Annotated in this window: 18 protein-coding genes; 9 read left to right on the top strand and 9 right to left on the bottom strand. The window is 68.2% G+C overall.

The window, feature by feature from the left end; genetic code table 11:
* Positions 1-46: 46 nt before the first annotated feature.
* Together ACE3P6_RS02580 and ACE3P6_RS02575 are read left to right on the top strand one after the other, a co-directional pair.
* Complete coding sequence (locus ACE3P6_RS02580) at positions 47-499, top strand: acyl-CoA thioesterase (RefSeq protein WP_374391393.1); 453 nt, start codon at positions 47-49, stop codon at positions 497-499.
* Complete coding sequence (locus tag ACE3P6_RS02575; protein ID WP_374391392.1) at positions 496-1506, top strand: GlxA family transcriptional regulator; 1011 nt, start codon at positions 496-498, stop codon at positions 1504-1506. Before ACE3P6_RS02580 ends, ACE3P6_RS02575 begins: the two co-directional genes overlap by 4 nt.
* On the opposite strand, the gene ACE3P6_RS02570 is transcribed toward ACE3P6_RS02575, so the two are convergent.
* The 3 genes from ACE3P6_RS02570 to ACE3P6_RS02560 form a co-directional block, all read right to left on the bottom strand.
* Positions 1503-3257 (bottom strand): monovalent cation:proton antiporter-2 (CPA2) family protein, encoded by a 1755-nt coding sequence (locus ACE3P6_RS02570; protein ID WP_374391391.1) that lies wholly within the window; start codon positions 3255-3257, stop codon positions 1503-1505. The genes ACE3P6_RS02575 and ACE3P6_RS02570 overlap by 4 nt on opposite strands.
* 141 nt (positions 3258-3398) lie before the next feature.
* Positions 3399-4169, bottom strand: coding sequence for an FkbM family methyltransferase (locus tag ACE3P6_RS02565; protein WP_374391390.1), 771 nt, complete (start codon positions 4167-4169; stop codon positions 3399-3401).
* A 46-nt stretch (positions 4170-4215) separates the two neighbouring features.
* The gene (locus tag ACE3P6_RS02560; protein ID WP_374391389.1) at positions 4216-4629 is read right to left on the bottom strand and encodes a VOC family protein; all 414 of its coding nucleotides are present in this window, start codon (positions 4627-4629) and stop codon (positions 4216-4218) included.
* A gap of 222 nt (positions 4630-4851) precedes the next feature.
* Between ACE3P6_RS02560 and ACE3P6_RS02555 the strand changes: the two genes are divergently transcribed.
* Positions 4852-6141, top strand: coding sequence for an O-acetylhomoserine aminocarboxypropyltransferase/cysteine synthase family protein (locus ACE3P6_RS02555; RefSeq protein ID WP_374391388.1), 1290 nt, complete (start codon positions 4852-4854; stop codon positions 6139-6141).
* A 15-nt stretch (positions 6142-6156) separates the two neighbouring features.
* Here the strand turns inward: ACE3P6_RS02555 and ACE3P6_RS02550 are convergent, their stop codons facing one another.
* From ACE3P6_RS02550 to ACE3P6_RS02540, 3 genes are all read right to left on the bottom strand, one after another.
* Positions 6157-6954, bottom strand: a complete 798-nt coding sequence (locus ACE3P6_RS02550; protein WP_374391387.1) for a hypothetical protein — start codon at positions 6952-6954, stop codon at positions 6157-6159.
* On the bottom strand, positions 6954-8099 hold the full coding sequence (locus tag ACE3P6_RS02545) for a hypothetical protein (protein ID WP_374391386.1): 1146 nt from the start codon (positions 8097-8099) through the stop codon (positions 6954-6956). The genes ACE3P6_RS02550 and ACE3P6_RS02545 overlap by 1 nt, the downstream gene beginning before the upstream one ends.
* A gap of 119 nt (positions 8100-8218) precedes the next feature.
* On the bottom strand, positions 8219-8914 hold the full coding sequence (locus ACE3P6_RS02540; RefSeq protein ID WP_374391385.1) for an SIMPL domain-containing protein: 696 nt from the start codon (positions 8912-8914) through the stop codon (positions 8219-8221).
* Positions 8915-9074: 160 nt separating this feature from the next.
* Here ACE3P6_RS02540 and ACE3P6_RS02535 point away from each other — a divergent pair, with 160 nt between their 5' ends.
* Positions 9075-11969: a translation initiation factor 2 gene (locus ACE3P6_RS02535; RefSeq protein WP_374391384.1), complete on the top strand. Its 2895-nt coding sequence runs from the start codon at positions 9075-9077 to the stop codon at positions 11967-11969.
* A 149-nt stretch (positions 11970-12118) separates the two neighbouring features.
* Here the strand turns inward: ACE3P6_RS02535 and cobT are convergent, their stop codons facing one another.
* On the bottom strand, positions 12119-13123 hold the full coding sequence (gene cobT / locus ACE3P6_RS02530) for a nicotinate-nucleotide--dimethylbenzimidazole phosphoribosyltransferase (protein WP_374391383.1): 1005 nt from the start codon (positions 13121-13123) through the stop codon (positions 12119-12121).
* A 79-nt stretch (positions 13124-13202) separates the two neighbouring features.
* On the opposite strand from cobT, the gene cobS reads away from it, so the two are divergent.
* The 5 genes from cobS (at position 13203) to ACE3P6_RS02505 (ending at position 16601) form a co-directional block, all read left to right on the top strand.
* Positions 13203-13961 (top strand): adenosylcobinamide-GDP ribazoletransferase, encoded by a 759-nt coding sequence (cobS, locus tag ACE3P6_RS02525; RefSeq protein WP_374391382.1) that lies wholly within the window; start codon positions 13203-13205, stop codon positions 13959-13961.
* A gap of 113 nt (positions 13962-14074) precedes the next feature.
* Positions 14075-15157, top strand: coding sequence for a 3,4-dihydroxy-2-butanone-4-phosphate synthase (gene ribB / locus ACE3P6_RS02520; RefSeq protein ID WP_374391381.1), 1083 nt, complete (start codon positions 14075-14077; stop codon positions 15155-15157).
* A gap of 3 nt (positions 15158-15160) precedes the next feature.
* Positions 15161-15661 carry a 6,7-dimethyl-8-ribityllumazine synthase gene (locus ACE3P6_RS02515; protein WP_374391380.1) on the top strand — a complete coding sequence of 167 codons (501 nt, stop codon included), beginning with the start codon at positions 15161-15163 and terminating at the stop codon, positions 15659-15661.
* Positions 15658-16140, top strand: coding sequence for a transcription antitermination factor NusB (gene nusB, locus ACE3P6_RS02510; protein WP_374391379.1), 483 nt, complete (start codon positions 15658-15660; stop codon positions 16138-16140). The genes ACE3P6_RS02515 and nusB overlap by 4 nt, the downstream gene beginning before the upstream one ends.
* 41 nt (positions 16141-16181) lie before the next feature.
* A complete protein-coding gene (locus ACE3P6_RS02505) occupies positions 16182-16601 on the top strand; it encodes an META domain-containing protein (protein WP_374391378.1) in 420 nt (139 codons plus the stop codon).
* Positions 16602-16683: 82 nt separating this feature from the next.
* Here the strand turns inward: ACE3P6_RS02505 and ACE3P6_RS02500 are convergent, their stop codons facing one another.
* Both ACE3P6_RS02500 and ACE3P6_RS02495 read right to left on the bottom strand, forming a co-directional pair.
* A complete protein-coding gene (locus tag ACE3P6_RS02500; RefSeq protein ID WP_374391377.1) occupies positions 16684-17628 on the bottom strand; it encodes an alpha/beta fold hydrolase in 945 nt (314 codons plus the stop codon).
* Complete coding sequence (locus tag ACE3P6_RS02495; protein ID WP_374375347.1) at positions 17625-17912, bottom strand: SCP2 sterol-binding domain-containing protein; 288 nt, start codon at positions 17910-17912, stop codon at positions 17625-17627. Before ACE3P6_RS02495 ends, ACE3P6_RS02500 begins: the two co-directional genes overlap by 4 nt.
* Positions 17913-17954 lie beyond the last annotated feature (42 nt).

The raw sequence follows: 17954 nt of genomic DNA, 5'->3' as shown, positions 1-17954 counted from the left end.
GTCTCGTGCCAAAACGCGCCATGCCTGTCGCAAAAGGGGACATCGGATGACCGTCTGCTTCACCACCGACCGGATGCTGCATTTCGGCGATTGCGACATCTCGGGCACCGCCTATTACCCGGCCTACCTGAACATCCTGAACGGCGTGGTCGAGGAATTCTGGGCCCATATCGGCTGGCCCTGGCACGAGATCATCTGGAACGAACGCTGGGGCACGCCCACCGTCCATCTCACCTGCGATTTCTCGAAACCCTCGTTCTTCGGCGACACGCTGACGTTCCGGCTGACGATCCTGAAGGTCGGCAAATCCTCGGTCCGCCTGCGCCATACCATCCACTGTGGCGAAGAACATCGCTGGTCGGTCGAACAGGTGCTGGCGGCAAGCTGGCTTGACAAGCATACCTCGATGCCCTGGCCCGACGCGGTGAAGGCCAAGCTGGAAAGCCTGATGGCCCCGCCCGAACCCGACCGCCGCGCCGTCGGCGCGCCGCAGCCATGAGCGCCGACACCGCCCCCCTGATCCCGGCTGGCGCCGCCTATTTCCGCCCCGCCCGCGCCGATGCGCCGACCCGCGCCTTCGACTTCCTGATCTGCCCCACCTTCACCCTTCTCGCCTTCGCTTCCGCGGTCGAGCCCCTGCGCATCGCCAACCAGCTTTCGCAGCGCCCGCTCTATGCCTGGCGCACCGCCACGGCGGACGGCCAGCCCGTCACCTCGTCCTGCGGCCTGACGGTGCAGGTCGACGGCCCCCTCGGCACCCCGACCCGCGACGCGACCCTCGTCGTCTGCGCCGGCAACCAGCCCGAGAAGGTGATCACCCCCGCCCTCGTCGCCGCCGTCCAGCGCCACCACCGCCACGGCGGCCCGGTGGCCGGGCTTTGCACCGGCCCCTTTGCGCTGGCGAAGGCGGGCCTTCTGACCAACCGTCGCTTCACGCTGCACTGGGAAAACCAGCCCGCCTTCCGCGAGATGTTTCCCGCCCTCACCCCCGCCGAGACCAAGTTCGAGATCGACGACCGCATCCTCACCAGCGGCGGCGGGGCGGCAGCGACCGACCTGATGATCGACATCATCGCCCGCGACCAGGGCGAGGCCTTCGCGACGATGGTCCTCGACATGTGCCTGCGCCGCGTCGCCATCGGCCGCGACCCGGGCCAGCGCTCCTCGCTTTCCGCCGTGGCGCAGCTCAGGAACCCCGGCCTTTCGGCGATGGTCGAGCTGATGAAGCGCCACATCGAGGAGCCCTTGTCGATGGAGGAAATTTCCGCCCGCGTAGGTTACTCCCGCCGCAACGTCGAGCGCATCTTCCGCAAGGCGCTTGGCCAGCCCCCCGCGCGGTTCTACCTCGACATGCGGCTCGACCATGCGCGGAACCTGCTCTCTGGCACCGACCTCAGCCTGTCCGAGATTTCCGCCGCCTGCGGCTTTGCCACAAGGTCGCATTTCTCCAAGGCCTTCACCGCCCGCTTCGGCACCGCCCCCAGCCGGTTGCACGCAAGGCTCTAGCTCCGCACCGTGTGCTCTGCGTTGCCGATGATCAGGCTCTGGCCCGAATAGATGTCCCCCGTCATCTGCAAGGCCAGCCGCTCCGCATCGCGGCGCCGGATGCTCTCGGCGACGTCCTCGATCTCGTCGTCATCCACGCCCAGCACCTCCAGCGCCTTGCCGCCAAGCGCAAGGGCCGAGTGGAAGACCTCGCGCATGTAGTGGTCGACGCCCTCTTTCACCAACTCCAGCAGATGCGCCCGGTCCCAGGCCCGCGCCAGGATCACCGCGTTCGGGAACTCGTGCTTGACCAGCTTCGCGATCCGCGTGGTGGTTTCCTTCCGGTCGGTCGCGATCATCACCGCCCGCGCCGTCTCGGCCCCGGCGGCCTTCAGGATATCCAGCCGGGTGCCGTCGCCGAACCAGACCTTGAAGCCGAAGGTCTCGGCCACGCGGATCATCTCGGGGTCGTCGTCGATGATGTTGATCGTGCATTTCCGCGCCAGAAGCGGCTGGCAGGCGATCTGTCCGAAGCGGCCAAAACCGATCATCAGCACCTGCCCCTTCAGCCCGTCGGGCGCCTCCATCCCGTCGGTCGAGACGACCTCCGCCGGTTTGAACCGGTCATGGAGGATCACCATCACCGGGGTCAGCGCCATCGAGACGATGATGATCGCGTTCAGGACCGCCGCCGCCTCGCTGTCGAGCAGCCCCACCGCCAGCGCCGCCGAATAGAGGACGAAAGCGAACTCGCCGCCCTGCGCCATCAGGACGGTCCGCTCCATCGCCTCGGCGCGGCTTGCCTTGTTCATCCGCGCCACGACATAGATCGCCAGCGATTTCAGCACCATGAAGGCCACGACGCTGATGGCGACCAGCCGCCAGTTGGCCGCGATCACCGACAGGTCCAGCGCCATGCCCACCGCCAGGAAGAACAACCCCAGAAGGATGCCGCGGAACGGCTCGACATCCGCTTCCAGCTGGTGCCGGAACGTCGATTCCGACAAGAGCACCCCCGCCAGGAACGCCCCCATCGCCGTCGACAACCCGCCCAGCTGCAGCCAGAGCGCAGACCCCAGCACCACCAGCAGCGCTGCCGCCGTCATCACCTCGCGCGCCCGCGAAGCCGCCAGCAGCCGGAACATCGGGTTCAGCAGGTAGATCCCCGCCACCACCAGCACCGCAATCGCCCCAAGCCCGATCGCCACGCCCTGCAGGCGGCCGACCAGCGTGACCTCCTCGCCCCCCGGCGCCAGGAAGGCGACCAGCGCCAGCAGGGGCACGATGGCCAGGTCCTCCAGCAGCAGGATCGACACGATCCGCTGCCCCTTCGGCGCGGAAATGTCGTTCCGTTCCTGCAGCATCTGCATCACGATGGCGGTCGAGGTCAGGGTGAACCCCGCCCCCGCGATCAGCGAGCCCGCGTAGGGGTAGCCCAGCACCACGCCCACCAGGCTGAGAAGGCCCACGCAAAGCAACACCTGCAACAGCCCGAGGCCCAGGATATCCCGCCGCATCGCCCACAGCTTCGACGGCTCCATCTCCAGGCCGATGATGAACAGGAACATCACCACGCCCAGTTCGGCCACATGCAGTATCGCCATCGGGTCCGAGAACAGCCCCAGCCCGAACGGCCCGATCACCAGCCCCGCCGCCAGGTAGCCCAGCACCGACCCCAGCCCGATCCGCTTGAACACCGGCACCGCAACCACCGCCGCGCCCAGAAGCGTCACCACCGAAACCAGATCGACGCCCGCCGTCTCTGTCGCCATGCCCCGCTCTCCCCAGCTGTGCAGACAGCATGACCGGCGACGGGCCAATGGCAACCGGATTCCTCCGAAGTCGACCCGCGCGTGAAACCTCTCGGACGGGACTGCTGCCGCCGTGGCCACGCAGCCGGATCTGCCAGAGGTCTATCTCACAAGCAGCAGCTTCTCCCCGCTTTGCGAGATCGTCCAACCCGCGCAGGCCCTGCGGACAAGCGCATCTGCCTCGTCGCCGTGGGTTTCCACCAGGATCGCGGACACGTCCTTCAGCCATCCGGTATCCTTGAACAGCTCCAGCTCGGCGCCTTCGATATCCAGCTTGACCAGGTCGCACTGCCGGCCCGAGAGGATCGACCCCATGTCACAGGCTTCAAAGCCAGCTGGATCGCCCGCATCCGCTTCGACGCAGCGAAACGACCACGGCGCATCGCCGGGGTTTTCGATCTTCAACCGTGTCGAGGATGACCAGATCGCAGTCCGGACAACTTCCACGTTCATCCCACGGGTGTTGCGCACGCACAGCGCACAATTCTCCGCGTTCGGCTCGACCGCGATGATCTTCGCGCCCGGGTAGCGGACGGCGAGGTAGAGCGAGGCAAGACCGCAGTTGGCGCCGCCATCGACGATGAATTTCGGCGAGTCCAGCGGAATGGCGAACTCGTCCTCGATGAAGATCTGTTCGAAAACCTCGATATCCGAACTTGACGATCTGAGGTGGATCCTGCGTCCCAGCGACCCGTGCATGAAGGATATCACCCGCCGCCGGAGCGTCTGCTGGACCTCGAACGAGATCGCATTGAGCAGCCCGATACGCTTGCTCCACCGGACGACGCGACCGAATTTGTATCGCAAATCCAACGCAGGACTCCTCTTGATCCGGATGCCGGCCCGCTCGGATAAGGCGTTCGCGGCCTCCACCTGTCAAGGAAGGCTTCTTCCGCGACAGCCTGATTGCCAGATCAGCTCATCCCTTGAAGACGCTCGCCATATCCGCAAATCCCTTCACCTCGATCGGGTTCCCGCTGGGATCACGGAAGAACATCGTCCATTGTTCGCCGGGCTGGCCCTGAAACCGCACCTGCGGCGGCAGGACGAACGCCACCCCCGCTGCCGTCAGCCGCTCGGCCAATGCCCGCCAGTCGGGCAGGTGCAGGACCAGCCCCAGATGCGGCATCGGCACCATGTGGTCCCCGACCTTGCCGGTGTCCGTCGTCCTGAACGGCTCGCCCAGATGCAGGCTGATCTGGTGGCCGAAGAAGTCGAAGTCGACCCAGGTCTCGGTCGACCGCCCTTCGCGGCAGCCCAGGACCCCGCCATAGAAGGCGCGGGCTTGGTCCAGGCTGGTGACGTGATAGGCCAGATGGAAGGGGGTCAGCATCGTTCTTGGCTCCGTCTCGGGTGCGGCGATCCAAGCATGGAAGCGCCGCCAACCGCAACGATCCTTCTTCCGAAGCCCTTGGCAAGAGATGAATATTCCGTAAACGTCCGCAGCCAAGCCATTGATTTCCTTATATCTGACAAGCCTGTCCACTGTGGACACTCCGACGTTGCCAGTCGCCTCGATCCCTCCTACCCTCACCCCAACCCAAAGGAGGCTCCCATGACCGACCGACCCCTCGGCTTCGACACGCTCGCGATCCACGCCGGTGCCGAGCCGGACCCCGCGACCGGCGCCCGGCAGATCCCGATCTACCAGAGCACGGCCTTCGTCTTCCGCGATGCCGACCACGCGGCCAAGCTCTTCAACCTGCAGGAGGTGGGCTACATCTACTCCCGCCTGACGAACCCCACGGTGTCCGCGCTGGCGAACCGGGTGGTCGCGCTGGAAGGCGGCGCGGGCGGCATCGCCTGCTCGTCCGGCCACGCCGCGCAGATCATGGCGCTCTTCCCGCTGATGCAGCCGGGCCGCAACGTGGTCGCGTCGACCAAGCTCTACGGCGGCACGATCCAGCAGTTCTCGAACACGATCCGCAAGTTCGGCTGGTCGGCGAAGTTCGTCGATTTCGACGACCCGAAGGAGATCGAGAAAGCCATCGACGGCGACACCCGGGCGCTCTTCTGCGAGACGATCTGCAACCCTGGCGGCGCGCTCTCGGACATCCCCGCCATCGCCCGTGTCGCAACCCAGGCCGGCATCCCGCTGATCGTCGACAACACGACCGCCACGCCCTACCTCTGCCGCCCGATCGAGATGGGCGCGACCCTCGTCGTCCATTCCGCCACCAAATACCTGACCGGCAACGGCACCGTGACCGGCGGGATCATCGTCGATTCCGGCAAGTTCAACTGGTCGGCCGACGACAAGTTCCCCTCGCTTTCCCAGCCCGAGCCCGCCTACCACGGCCTCGTCTTCCACCCGACGCTGGGCAACATGGCCTTCACCTTCCACTCCATCGCCATCGGGCTGCGCGACCTTGGGATGACGATGAACCCGCAGGGCGCGCATTACACGCTGATGGGGATCGAGACCCTGGCCCTGCGGATGCAGCGCCATGTCGAGAACGCGCAGATCGTCGCCGAATGGCTGGAGCAGGACCCGAGGGTCGGGAAAGTCACCTATCCGGGGCTGAAGTCCTCGCCCTACTACCATCTCGGCCAGATGATCACGCCGAAAGGTCCCGGCGCCCTTTTCACCTTCACGATCAAGGGCGGCTACGAGGCCTGCGTCAAGCTGATCGACAACGTGAAGCTCTTCTCGCATGTGGCGAACCTGGGCGACACGCGGTCGCTGATCATCCACCCCGCCTCGACCACGCACCGGCAATTGTCGGAAGAGGCGCAGGTCAAGGCCGGGGCCGCGCCGGATTCGGTGCGGCTGTCGATCGGGATCGAGGATGTGCGCGACATCATCGCCGACCTCGACCAGGCGCTGGCCAAGGCCACGGCCTGACCGAAGACCCGCCGCTCAGCCGCCCTTCGCGGGGTCGAGCGGCGGGGCCACGAACATCCCCTTCGGCAGCGGGTCGAGCCAGGCGATCACGGCCCGCGCCTTGACCGGCTGGCCCGGTGTCCAGTCGATGTCCATCTGCGTCGGGCGGCAGGCCTGACCGACACTCTCCCCGGCGCAGGCGGCGGCGACCGTCTCGACCAGCGCCAGAAGTGCCGCGTCGGGGCTCGCGCTGCCCTCCGCGCCGGGCTCGACCTCAAGCGTGACCAGATCGCTGCGCAGGACATGGGCGGCCAGATCGGGAAGCGCTTCGCCCGGGTCCTTCAGGCGAAAGACGATCTCGACCGCGAAACGCGCTGTCCCGGCCACCGGATCGACACTACCCTCGATCACCCGGCCCGCATTCACCGCGCAGTCCTGCGCCAGGCTGTCCAACAGCACCCGGCACAGGCCATCGGCCACTTTCGGAGCACGGATGTCGGCCAGCGCCTGCAGGAAGGCTGGCTCGGGCAGCTGTTCCCCCTCGGCCAGCAGATCGGTCAGCTTCGCCTGCCGTTCGACCCGCAGCACCCGTTCGGGAACGAAGCGGTCCTGCACAAGATAGGCGCGCACATCGGCCTGCGGGATCAGCCCGCCGGTGGGCGAGATCAGCCAGCTCTGCCGCGCAGGCACGACGGGCGCCGGGACTGACGGCGCGGCTGCGGCGGCTTCCCCGGCCGGGGCAGCCTTGGGCAGCGACTGCCAGTACTGCCATCCCGCGGCGCCGAACCCCACGGCCATCAGCACCAGCCCCGTCCCGATCAGAACCCGCAGCATCAGAAGGAAACTCCCTGCCGGAGGGTCTTCAGGTCACCGAAGGCGAAGCTGGTCGCGATGGCCTTGACGCGCCCGGCGAAATCCTCGCCCGCGGCGACCTGACCGCGGATTTCGAAATAGCTGTCCTGCGTCGCCCGTATCCGCGCGCCCTGGATCGGTGCATAGACCGCCTTCGGCCCGACCGCGCCGGGCAGCGGCCCGACGACCGAGAGGGTCCCACCGGCAAAGCCGGCACGGGTCTCATCCGCGGGAACCCCGAAACTGTCATGGAACCAGGTGTTGTAGGCGGCGACGCGGTCCTGCATGACGGCCAGCTTGGCCTCTGCCTCGGCCTTGTCGGCGCTGGTGCCGGTCTTCAGCACCTCGAAGAAGCGATGGCCCGGGTTCAGCGGATAGAACGGCTCGATCCCGCAAGCCGCCAGCGCGTCGCCGGGCAGCACCTCGACCGGGACCACGGGATCAAGATTCGCCACCCCCGCATGCGCGCCGCCCAGAAGGATCACCCGCTCGACCCGGGCACCGGGCGCAAGGTGGATGTTCCATATCCGGTTGCCGCGCGCGGTTTCCAGGACAAGGTAGACCGGCGCGCGGGTTTCGGTCACCGCCACGTCATAGGCCTCGTAGGAGAGGTCCCCGCCGTCGCCCGGCCTGGACAGCCCGGTGTCGCGGTAGGCATTGACGAAGGTCTGCACCGCAGCGGCAAGGTCGCTGTCGTTGTAGGTCAGGAAAGCCAGCCGCAGGCCGGTGTCCTCGGCGGTGACATGGCCGATGGCCGTGCCCTCAAGCGGCGGCGTCAGGCGGCAGCCCGAGATCGGCCGGATCGTGGTGATTTCGGCCGGGATGGCGGACCCCACCTGCGTGGTGTAGCCGTCGATCACATCCGCAATGAATGCCGGCCGGTTCCCCGCCATCGCCGCCACCGGACCTCGCGCCTCAAGCCCGTCAACCCCGTCGTCCAGCAGGTCGGCAGGCGTGTCGCCCGTGCGCTGGGAGCCGTCGATGGTTCCTGCAAGGCCGCCATCAAGAAGCGCCATGACCCGATCCGGCAGGTAGCGTTCAAACGCCTGCGGCCCCAGCGACACCAGGGCAAACCCGGCAAGCATGATGGCACCGACGATCAACAAGCTGATCGGTCCGCGGATCATGGGGAACTGCTCCTGCCTTCTTCTCGTGCTGCAAGATTGCCCGGCGACTTGGGCCAAATCATGACGGAAACCGGCGGAATCCCGTTGAATTCCGCCGGGCGCGGCCGGGAGCGACCGCTCTACTCGGCGATTTCCCAGGTGACCGCGACATTGGCGACCAGACCCAGCTCGCCACCGACCACCGGCACCGGCGACGAGGCAGCCGCCTCGCGGTACATCGGCGCCGGATCGGTCATCGCACCCGCATCCGAGATCGTCAGCAACTGCCCAAGCTTCACCCCGGCAGCCGTCGCCAGAAGCTCGGCCTTGGCACGGGCATCGGCCACCGCTTCCTTGCGGGCCTCGTTGTAGGCGGGTTCGGGATCGGCCAGCCCGAAAGTCAGGCCGTTGAGCGTGTTGGCCCCGTCGGCCACCGAGGCATCCAGCACGGCCCCGGTCGTCTCCAGCGCGCGCACCCGCACCGTCAGCATGTTCGAGGCGACATAGCCGGAAATCGTTGGCGTCGAGCTGTCGTAGCCGGTCCAGTTCGGGTTGATTGACAGGTTCGAGGTCTGCATGTCCCGCGCCTCGATCCCCGAGGCGGCCAGCCGGGCGATCACGGCATCGGTCGCCTTGGAATTCGCGGCCAGCGCCTCGGCTGCCGTGGCGCCCTGCGTGGTCACGCCGATCATCAGGGTTGCCATGTCGGGCGCGGCCTCGACCGTGCCGGTGCCGGTCACGCTGATCGTACGGGTCATGGCATCCTCGGCAAGCACTGGGGCGGCCAGCGGCAGGGCCAGCGCGGTGGACAGGATCAGGGCGGAAAGCACACGCATCGGATTCTCCTTGGTTCGGCGTGACAGTTCTTTGTTGTGACGCGCGCCGCAATGGCTTCCTTGGCCGTTTTCCTTCCCTTCGGCGAAAAGCTGCTTTAGTAAAGCGGCATCCGGCTGGGGCACGTTCCAGCACTTCCAGAATCCGTGCTAGACCCGCGACATGAAACCGACATTTGCACTTGACCTGACCAGCGAGGCCATCGGGCTTCTGCACCGCACGCCGAAAGGCTGGCTCCCGATCGGCGAGACAGCCTTCGACGCCCCCGACCTGGCCGAGGCGATGGACTACCTGCGCAAGACGGCGCTGGGTCTGTCGCCCCTGGGCGTGGCGACCAAGCTGATCCTGCCGAACAGCCAGATCCTCTACACCGAAATCCACGCCCCCGGCCCCAGCCGCGACGAGAAGCGCCGCCAGATCGCGACCGCACTCGAGGGTCGCACGCCCTATGAGGTGGAAGACCTGGTGTTCGACTGGTCGGGCAAGGGTGCCACGGTCAAGGTTGCGGTCATCGCACGGGAGACGCTGGAGCAGGCCGAAGGCTTCGCCGCCGAACACCGGCTGAACCCGGTCTCCTTCGTCGCCATCCCCGAGGACGGTGCCTTCGTCGGCGAGCCCTGGTTCGGCCCGACGACTGCCGCCGCCAGCATCCTCGCCTATGACGAGAAGGTCGAGCGCGACCGCGAGCCGGTGGTGGTCCTGCACCGCGAACTGCCCAAGGCCGAACCTTCGGCCCCGGTTGTCGAGCTGGCGGCGGAACCGGCACCCGTCGCCGAACCGACGCCCGTCGTCGAGGCTTCCGTCCCTGTCGAAGACGAGCCGTTGCCCGGGCTGGAAGAGGCGCTGAACGCCGAGCTTCCCGAACCGCCGCCAGCGCCGACCGCGACCGAACCGGCACCCGCGACCGAAGCGGCGGACGAAGGAGCCGAGGACGGGCTCGACGCAGCCAGCCTCCGCGACCTCGAAGCCGCCCTTGCCGACGACGGGCCAGTGGCCGACGCCCCGTCCATTGCAGCCGCAGTCGAGGAACCGGCCACCCCGGTTGCGCCCGCAACCGCCGCCGACCCCGACGAGGCGCCCTTCGCGCATGTCACCGACAGCGCCGCCTTCCCCGAACCCGAAGACAGCCTCCCGCCCGCTCCGGCGGCGCGAAAGCCGGTCATCGACGACCTGGACGACGACATTCCCCCGGCCCCGCCCTCGGCGGCGATGGTCGCCTTTGCCAGCCGCCGCGCCGCCAGCGCCGATGCAATCCCGCGGCCGATGGAGGGCGTCACCCGCCCGAACCTTGCGGCATCCGGCGGCAAGGCCGGAGGCATCGCCCGCCCGGCGCCTGTCGGCAAGGGCTTCCCCGGCATGGTCACCGCGCCGTCGATTCCGGGCACCCGCGCCAAGCCCAAGCTCAAGGGCGGCGAGATCCCGCGTCCCGCGACGGCAGGCCCGACCACGGTGAAATCTCCCGCCCGGCCCGGTGGCACCTTCGGAACGGTCGCCCCGGCGAAGAAGCGGACCGGCACCGTCTTCCTGGTCATGGTTGCGCTGCTCCTCCTGTTCCTGGCCCTTGTCGCGGCCTGGGCCTCGTATTTCATCAGCGGCAACGGCGCGACGACGACCACGGACGAGGCCTCGGTCACCGACACCACGCCGGGCGTCGACGACGAGATGCTGGCCGACATGCAGGACCCCGAGGGGATGACCGCCCCCCTCCCGGAAGCCGAAACCGCGCCGCAGACCGAAGCCGATGCCGGAACCCTGGCAACCGAAAGCCTGCCGGTAAACATGGGGGGTGAAGACCCCGCTGCGACGACGGAGGCAACTGCGGTCGCTGCGGCGCCCGAACCTGTCGACCCCGCTGCCGTCGACGTCGCCACCGAGGCGGCACCGGCGGCGACCCCCGCGCCTGTGGCGGAACCGGCCCCCGGCACCGTGGTCGCCACCGATGTCTCTGCCGCCTCAGCCCCGGCCGAAGATCAGGACGAGATCTTCCTGTCGGCGATGGACGCTCCGCCTCCGGCACTGGACGCGCTTGCATTGCCCGCGCTGGCCGACGTGACGGATGCCCTGCCTGATCCGGCGATGCCGCCGCCGGCGCCGGGGACGGTCTACCAGTTCGATGCCAAGGGGCTCCTGAAGCCGACTCCAGAGGGGATCGTCAGCCCGGACGGAGTGATGCTGATCGCCGGGAAACCGCCGAAACTGCCTCCGGCACGCAGCGACGTCGCGACGGCCGCCGCTCTGGCGGCCGCAGCCGTTTCGCCCCCTCCCGTGACCGAGCCTGCGGCCTCCGATGCCTCGCTTGTCACCGCCGCCCCCGCTGCCGAAGCGCCGCTTCCGCCGTCCGATCCGGCGATGGCGGGTTTCCGCCCGAAAGCGCGGCCCGAGGGGCTGGCCCCGGCCACGGCGGGCGACGATGCAGCACTTGCCCCCGAAACCGCCAGCGAGTTCGCCGGGATCCGGCCCCTGGCCCGCCCGGCAAGCGTAACCGCCGCGGCAGCGGCTGCGGCCCCCGTCCAGGCCGCCGACCTTGGCGCGCAGGGTGCCTCGCTCACCGCGCAGGCCGAGGCCAAGCTGGCCGAAGCGGCGGCGCTCGAGGCGAAGAACCCGTCGATCGTCGCGATCTCGATGCGACCCGCCGCCCGGCCGAATGATTTCAAGGGCGCAGTCGAGGCCGCTGTCGCTGCGGCGGTCCGCGAGCCGGCCCCGGTCGAGGAAGCGGCCCCGGTCAAGGTCGCCGCCGCCCCCGAAGCGAAGCCCGAGGAAACGGCCGACCTTGACGAGCCGGAGCCGACAAAGGTCGCGCCCTCGATCCCGACCAAGGCCAGCGTGGCGAAGCAGGCAACCTATGCGAACGCGATCAACCTGTCGAAGATCAACCTGATCGGGACCTACGGCACCGACTCGCGCCGCTACGCGCTGATCCGGCAGGCGAACGGGAAGTACAAGAAGGTCAAGGTCGGCGACAAGATCGACGGGGGCACGGTGAAGGCGATCACCGATACCGAGGTCCGCTACCAGAAGGGCGGGCGGCTGGTCAGCCTGAAGATGCCGAAGGCCTGAGCCTGTCCACGGTGGACAGAAAATCAGCCCCTTTGAAATCAATAGTTTGCGCGCGGACGTTTACGATCTGGTAACGCCTGCTCGTCGGGGACTTCGTCCCTTCTCGCGGGAGTGCGACGAGGAGACGAAGTCGAACGAGGAGCCTCCGCTCAGCCCGCCGCGACGCCAGCTTCCGCGAAGGTGGCCATGCCGGAATGGCAGGCGACGGCGCCCTGCACCACGCCGATGGCCAGCGCCGCGCCCGAGCCTTCGCCCAGCCTCAGGCCCAGCGACAGGAGCGGTTCCTTGCCCAGCTTCTCCAAGAGGCGGGCATGGGCACCCTCGGCACTCTGATGCCCCGCGACGCAGTGATCCAGCGCGCCCGGCGCGGCCTTTTCCAGCACCGCCGCTGCCGCCGTGGCGATGAAGCCGTCCAGGATCACCGGCACCCGCGCCATCCGCGCGCCGAGGATCGCGCCGGTCATCGCGGCGATCTCGCGTCCCCCAAGACAGCGCAGCACCTGAAGCGGATCGGCGAGGAGCGCCTTGTGCCGTTCCAGCCCCGCCGCGACGGCGGCTTCCTTGCGGCGCAGGCCCTCGTCATCCACCCCCGTGCCGCGCCCGGCCCAGCCGACCCCGCCGTAAAGCGCAGTCGCAATCGCCGCCGCTGCGGTGGTGTTGCCGATGCCCATCTCTCCGGCGACGAAAAGGTCGGCCTTGGGGTCGACCGCCTCATAGCCCGTCTGCAAAGCGGCCACTACCTCCCCCTCGGTCATCGCCGGGGCCTCGGTGAAATCCGCCGTCGGGCGGTCGAGGTCGAGCGCGTGGACGTCCAGTTTCGCGCCGAAGGCCTTGGCCAGCTGGTTGATCGCCGCCCCGCCGTGGGCGAAGTTCGCCACCATCTGCACGGTCACTTCCGCCGGGAAAGCCGAGACGCCCTTGGCGGTAACGCCATGATTTCCCGCGAAGATCACGATCTGCGGAGTGGCGGCGCGGGGCTTGTCGGTCCCCTGCCAGCCCGCCATCCAGATCGCCAGCTTCTCCAGCCGACCCAAGGCCCCCGGCGGCTTGGTCAACTGGCCGTTCCGCGCCTCGGCCCCGGCAAGCGCGGCCTGATCAGGGGCGGGAAGCTGGCCCAGCAGGGCATGGACATCGGCGAGGCTGTGGAACGGCATGGTCGTCTTCCCGGATTGCACCTTTTCGCGTCTCGGGCTACCCCAAGGCCCAACCCGACGCCAGCCGGAACCTGCCGCTTTGCCCCCAATCCGCGACATTGCCCTCGGGCTTCCCTGCGACCTTCTGTCTGGTTTCGCGCTGCTGACGCGCCTGCCCCTGCCGAACCATCAGGGAACCGGGGCGAGGTCGGCCTGGGCCTGGCCGCTGGTGGGTGCTGTCCTTGGCGCATTCGGGGCGGCGCTGGCGAGCGGTGCCCTGTGGCTGGGGGTCACGCCGGGGGTGACGGCGGTGCTGGTGCTGGCGCTTGGCGCGATGCTGACCGGGGGGCTGCACGAGGACGGGCTTTCGGACACGGCGGACGGGCTTTACGGCGGCTGGACGAAGGCGCGGCGGCTGGAGATCATGAAGGACAGCCGGGTCGGCAGCTACGGGGTGCTGGCGCTGGTGCTGGTCACGCTCGCCCGCTGGGCAGGCCTGACGGCGGTGCTGGTCTATGGCGGCCACTGGGCGGCGCTGGTGGCGACCGGGGCCCTGTCGCGCGCGCCGATGGTGCTGGTGATGGCGCTTCTGCCCAATGCACGCGGCGAGGGGTTGAGCCATGCCACCGGGCGGCCCAGCCCGGCGGTGGCTTTGGTGGGGTTCGGGATTGCCGTGGCGATTGCGGTGGCGCTGACCGGCTGGACGGCGGTGCCGCTGGTCTTTGCGGCGCTGGGTGTGACGGTTGCGCTGGCGTTTTCGGCGCTGCGGCGGATCGGGGGGCAGACGGGGGATATCCTGGGGGCCTCGCAGCAGCTGGCGGAGGTGGCCTGTCTCGCGGTGTTGTCGGCGCGCGTTTGAAGGGAGTCGGGGTAAGGGAGTCGGGGTGAACCCCGACCTACGACGGGCTCCCTCTGGCCTTTGCGCCCGGCCCGCGCTAGAGGAACGCGAGAGAGCTTGCGAGGCTGCCGCCCATGTCCGACTATTCCGACGCCATTTCCTCGACCGAGGAGATCATCGAAGACGCCCGCAACGGGCGAATGTTCATCCTGGTCGATCACGAGGACCGCGAGAACGAAGGCGACCTGGTGATCCCGGCGCAGATGTGCACGCCGAACGCGATCACCTTCATGGCGACGCATGGCCGGGGGCTGATCTGCCTGGCGCTGACGGCGGAACGGGTGGACCACCTTGGCCTGCAGCTGATGGAGCGGAAGAATTCCTCGCGCCATTCCAGCGCCTTCACCCTGTCGATCGAGGCGGTCGAGGGGATCGCCACCGGGATTTCGGCGGCCGACCGGGCGCGGACGGTGGCCGTGGCGACCGACCCGATGAAGGGGGCGGCGGATATTGCCTCGCCCGGTCACATCTTCCCGCTGCGGGCGCGCGATGGTGGCGTGCTGGTCCGCGCGGGCCATACCGAGGCGGCGGTGGATGTGTCGCGGCTGGCGGGGCTGAACCCGTCCGGCGTGATCTGCGAGGTGATGAACGACGACGGCACGATGGCCCGCCTGCCCGACCTGATCAGGTTCGGCCAGAAGCACGGCATCAAGATCGGCACGATTTCCGACCTGATCGCCTATCGCCGCAAGCACGACAACCTGGTCAAGGAACGCTCGGTCCGCTCGGTGCATTCGGTGCATGGCGGCGACTGGCTGATGCGGGTCTTCACCGACGACCTGCAAGGCGCGGACCATGTCGTGCTGACCAAGGGCGACCTGACGACGCCCGATCCGGTGCTGGTCCGCGTCCATGCGCTGAACGCGCTGGAGGATGTGCTGGGCCTTGGCACCGGCAGCGACCTGCCGGCCGCGATGCGGATCATCGCGGCGGAAGGCCGGGGCGCGGTGGTGCTGCTGCGCGACACGACGATGAAGATGGTCGAGGATGGCGAGCATTCGCCGCAGACGCTGCGCCAGTATGGCATCGGGGCGCAGATCCTGTCGGCGCTGGGGCTGAAGACGATCACGCTGGTGACGAATTCCGTGGCGCCGAAGCTTGTCGGGGTCGAGGGCTATGACCTGACCGTCGCGGGCACCCACCCGATCAAGGAGTAGGTCATGGCCGGGACCGAGACGCATTACACGCTGCCGCTGCCGAAGTTCGACAAGCCGGTGAAGCTGCTGGTCGTGGTGGCGCCCTACTACAAGGACATCGCCGACAACCTCGTCGCCGGGGCGAAGGCGGTGGGTGCGGCCTGCGGCGCCACGGTCGAGGTGATCGAGGTGCCCGGCGCGCTGGAAGTGCCCTCGGCCATCGCGATGGCGGAGCGGATGGCGGAATATGACGGCTATGTCGCGCTTGGCTGCGTGATCCGGGGCGAGACGACGCATTACGATACGGTCTGCAATGACTCGAGCCGGGCGATCAGCCTCTTGGGCTTGCAGGGCGCCTGCATCGGCAACGGCATCCTGACGGTGGAGAACCGCGCGCAGGCCGAGGTGCGGGCGGACCCTCAGGGGCAGAACAAGGGCGGGGGTGCCGCAGCGGCGGCCTTGCATCTGGTGGCCTTGTCGCGCAAATGGGCCGGCACATCCAAGGGGATCGGTTTCCGGGCATGACGTCGGTTAAGGGGCAGGATCGCGGCCAGCAGAAGCGCCAGATGAAATCGGCGTCGCGGCTTTATGCCGTGCAGGCGCTCTTTCAGATGGAAGTCTCGGGCCAGACGGTGGAAGCCGTGACGCGCGAGTTCGAGACGCACCGCTTTGGGGCTGTCTATGAGGAAGGCGAGTTCGCCGAGGGCGACGTTGACCATTTCCGCAGCGTCGTGGGTGCGGCGGTGAACTGGCAGGCGAAGATCGACCAGCTGACCGACCGGGCCTTGGTCGCGGCCTGGCCCATCGACCGGATCGACCCGGTGCTGCGGGCGTTGTTCCGCGCGGCGGGGGCCGAGCTGGTGGACACGGGCACACCGCCCAAAGTGGCGATCACCGAATATGTCGACGTGGCCAAGGCTTTCTTCCCGGACGGAAAAGAGCCAAAGTTCGTCAATGCCGTCCTTGACCACATGGCGCGCGAGGCCAAGCCCGAGGCTTTCTGACGCGTCATAGGGATATCCGACCCGATGAAGGAGCCCCGATCATGCGTCTTCCCCTCTTCCTGTCAGCGGCTTTCGCCCTGACCGCCTGCGTCACCCCCGCCCTGTCGAACGACGAGATCGCCGGGGTCGACTGGCATCTGGTGGGGCTGGAGGGGCAGGAGGTCGGCTGGGAAGCTTTGCTACGCTTTGAGGGCGACAAGGTCGCGGGGAACGCGCCCTGCAACCGCTGGTTCGGAACGAATTCGGCGGCGCTGCCTGCGGTGTCGATCCTGGGCATCGGCGCGACCAAGATGGCCTGCCCGGACCTTGCTGCGGAAAGCGCCTTCTTCGAGGCCCTGCAAGCCATGCAGCGGGCCGAACTGGATCAGGGACACCTGTACCTGATCGGGCCGGAGGGGCGGATCATGGAATTCGCGAAAGGCCCAGGCGAGCCCTGCCTGTCCTGCCTCGCGCGGCAGTAGGACGTCAAGAAATGCCAGGCGGTGCGTGTAATCACGCACCCGACCGGGGGGGTAGGGTGCGGGATTTCACGCACCCCCCCGATCAGCGGTTCGCCTCGAACAGCGCCGCGGCCCGGTCGAAGAAACGCTCCCGTACTGCAGGGCCTTCCATCATGATCTCGTGCTCGGCGCCAGGGTAGAGGTCGAGCTGGCCGTTCGACCAACCCGCCATCCGCAGATGCACCGGGGGCACGTCCACCACTTTCTCTGCCGTCCCCAGCGCGCAGATCGCCGGGATTTTCGGCGCGGGCAGCACCGACAGCGCGGCGCATTCGCGCAGCGCCTGCTTCAGCCAGCCGATCGAGGGCCCACCCAGCGCCAGATCCGGCACTTCGGCGACCTGGCGGCGCATGTAGTCCCACATCTCGCGGTCGGTGGTCAGCACGTTTCCGGCAAAGGGCGCCTGCAAGAGATAGGTCTCGGCGCTGGTCGAAGGGGCGAAGCGGTTCGCCAGGCCCAGCGGCCCGGCAAGGGCCGAGACAACGGAAGCCACGGGGCGCAGCCAGGCGGCCATCGCGATGCCCCACATCGGCGCCGAGAACACCGCGGCCTTCACCGGCATGCCCCGCAGCAATCCGCGCAAGCCGATGCAGCCACCCATCGAATGCGCCAGCATGAACCAGGGCTGCGGCAGGCCCGCGCGCGTCGCCTCGGCCAGAAGCGCGTCAAGATCCTGCTGATACTCGGAAAAATCGCCGACATGGCCTTCGCGCCGGTCAGGCAGCGCACGGTCGGCCAGCCCCTGCCCGCGCCAGTCTATCGTGATGACGGAAAAGCCGCGCGCGACCAGATCACCCGCCGCGCGGCCGTATTTCTCGACGCATTCGGTCCGGCCCGGCAGCAAGAGGACCGTCCCCTTGTCCCCCGCCTTCCACCAGGCCACGCGGATGCGCGCCGCCCCGGCCTGCAGCCAGACGCAGGTCGCGTCCGGCGGTGCATCGGCAAGCCCCGCGTGGAACGGGGCCGGGAGGACCGCGTCGTGCTTCACCCCAGCACCGAGCCCAGTTTCATCGCGAGACCCATGTTGCCGTCGACCGCAAGCTTGCCGGTCATGAAGGCCATCGTCGGGTTCATGTCACCGTCGAGGATCGAACGGAACACATCGGCATCGGCGGTCAGCGTCACGTCGGCCTCTTCATCCCCGGCGCGGACACCCTGCCCGTCCAGCATGATCGCCCCTTCGCCGGGGATCACGAATTTCGCAATGCCGTCGAACCCGCCCGACAGTTTCGCCCCCAGCGCCTTGACGGCTGCGTCGATCATTTCGCTCATCACAAGTCTCCCCTTCGTGACCCGGGCGCCACTGGCAATCCG

Source organism: Tabrizicola sp., from assembly GCF_041911175.1.
In the GTDB taxonomy this organism is placed as follows: Bacteria; Pseudomonadota; Alphaproteobacteria; order Rhodobacterales; family Rhodobacteraceae; genus Tabrizicola.
This window is presented reverse-complemented; position numbering and strand designations above follow the sequence as displayed.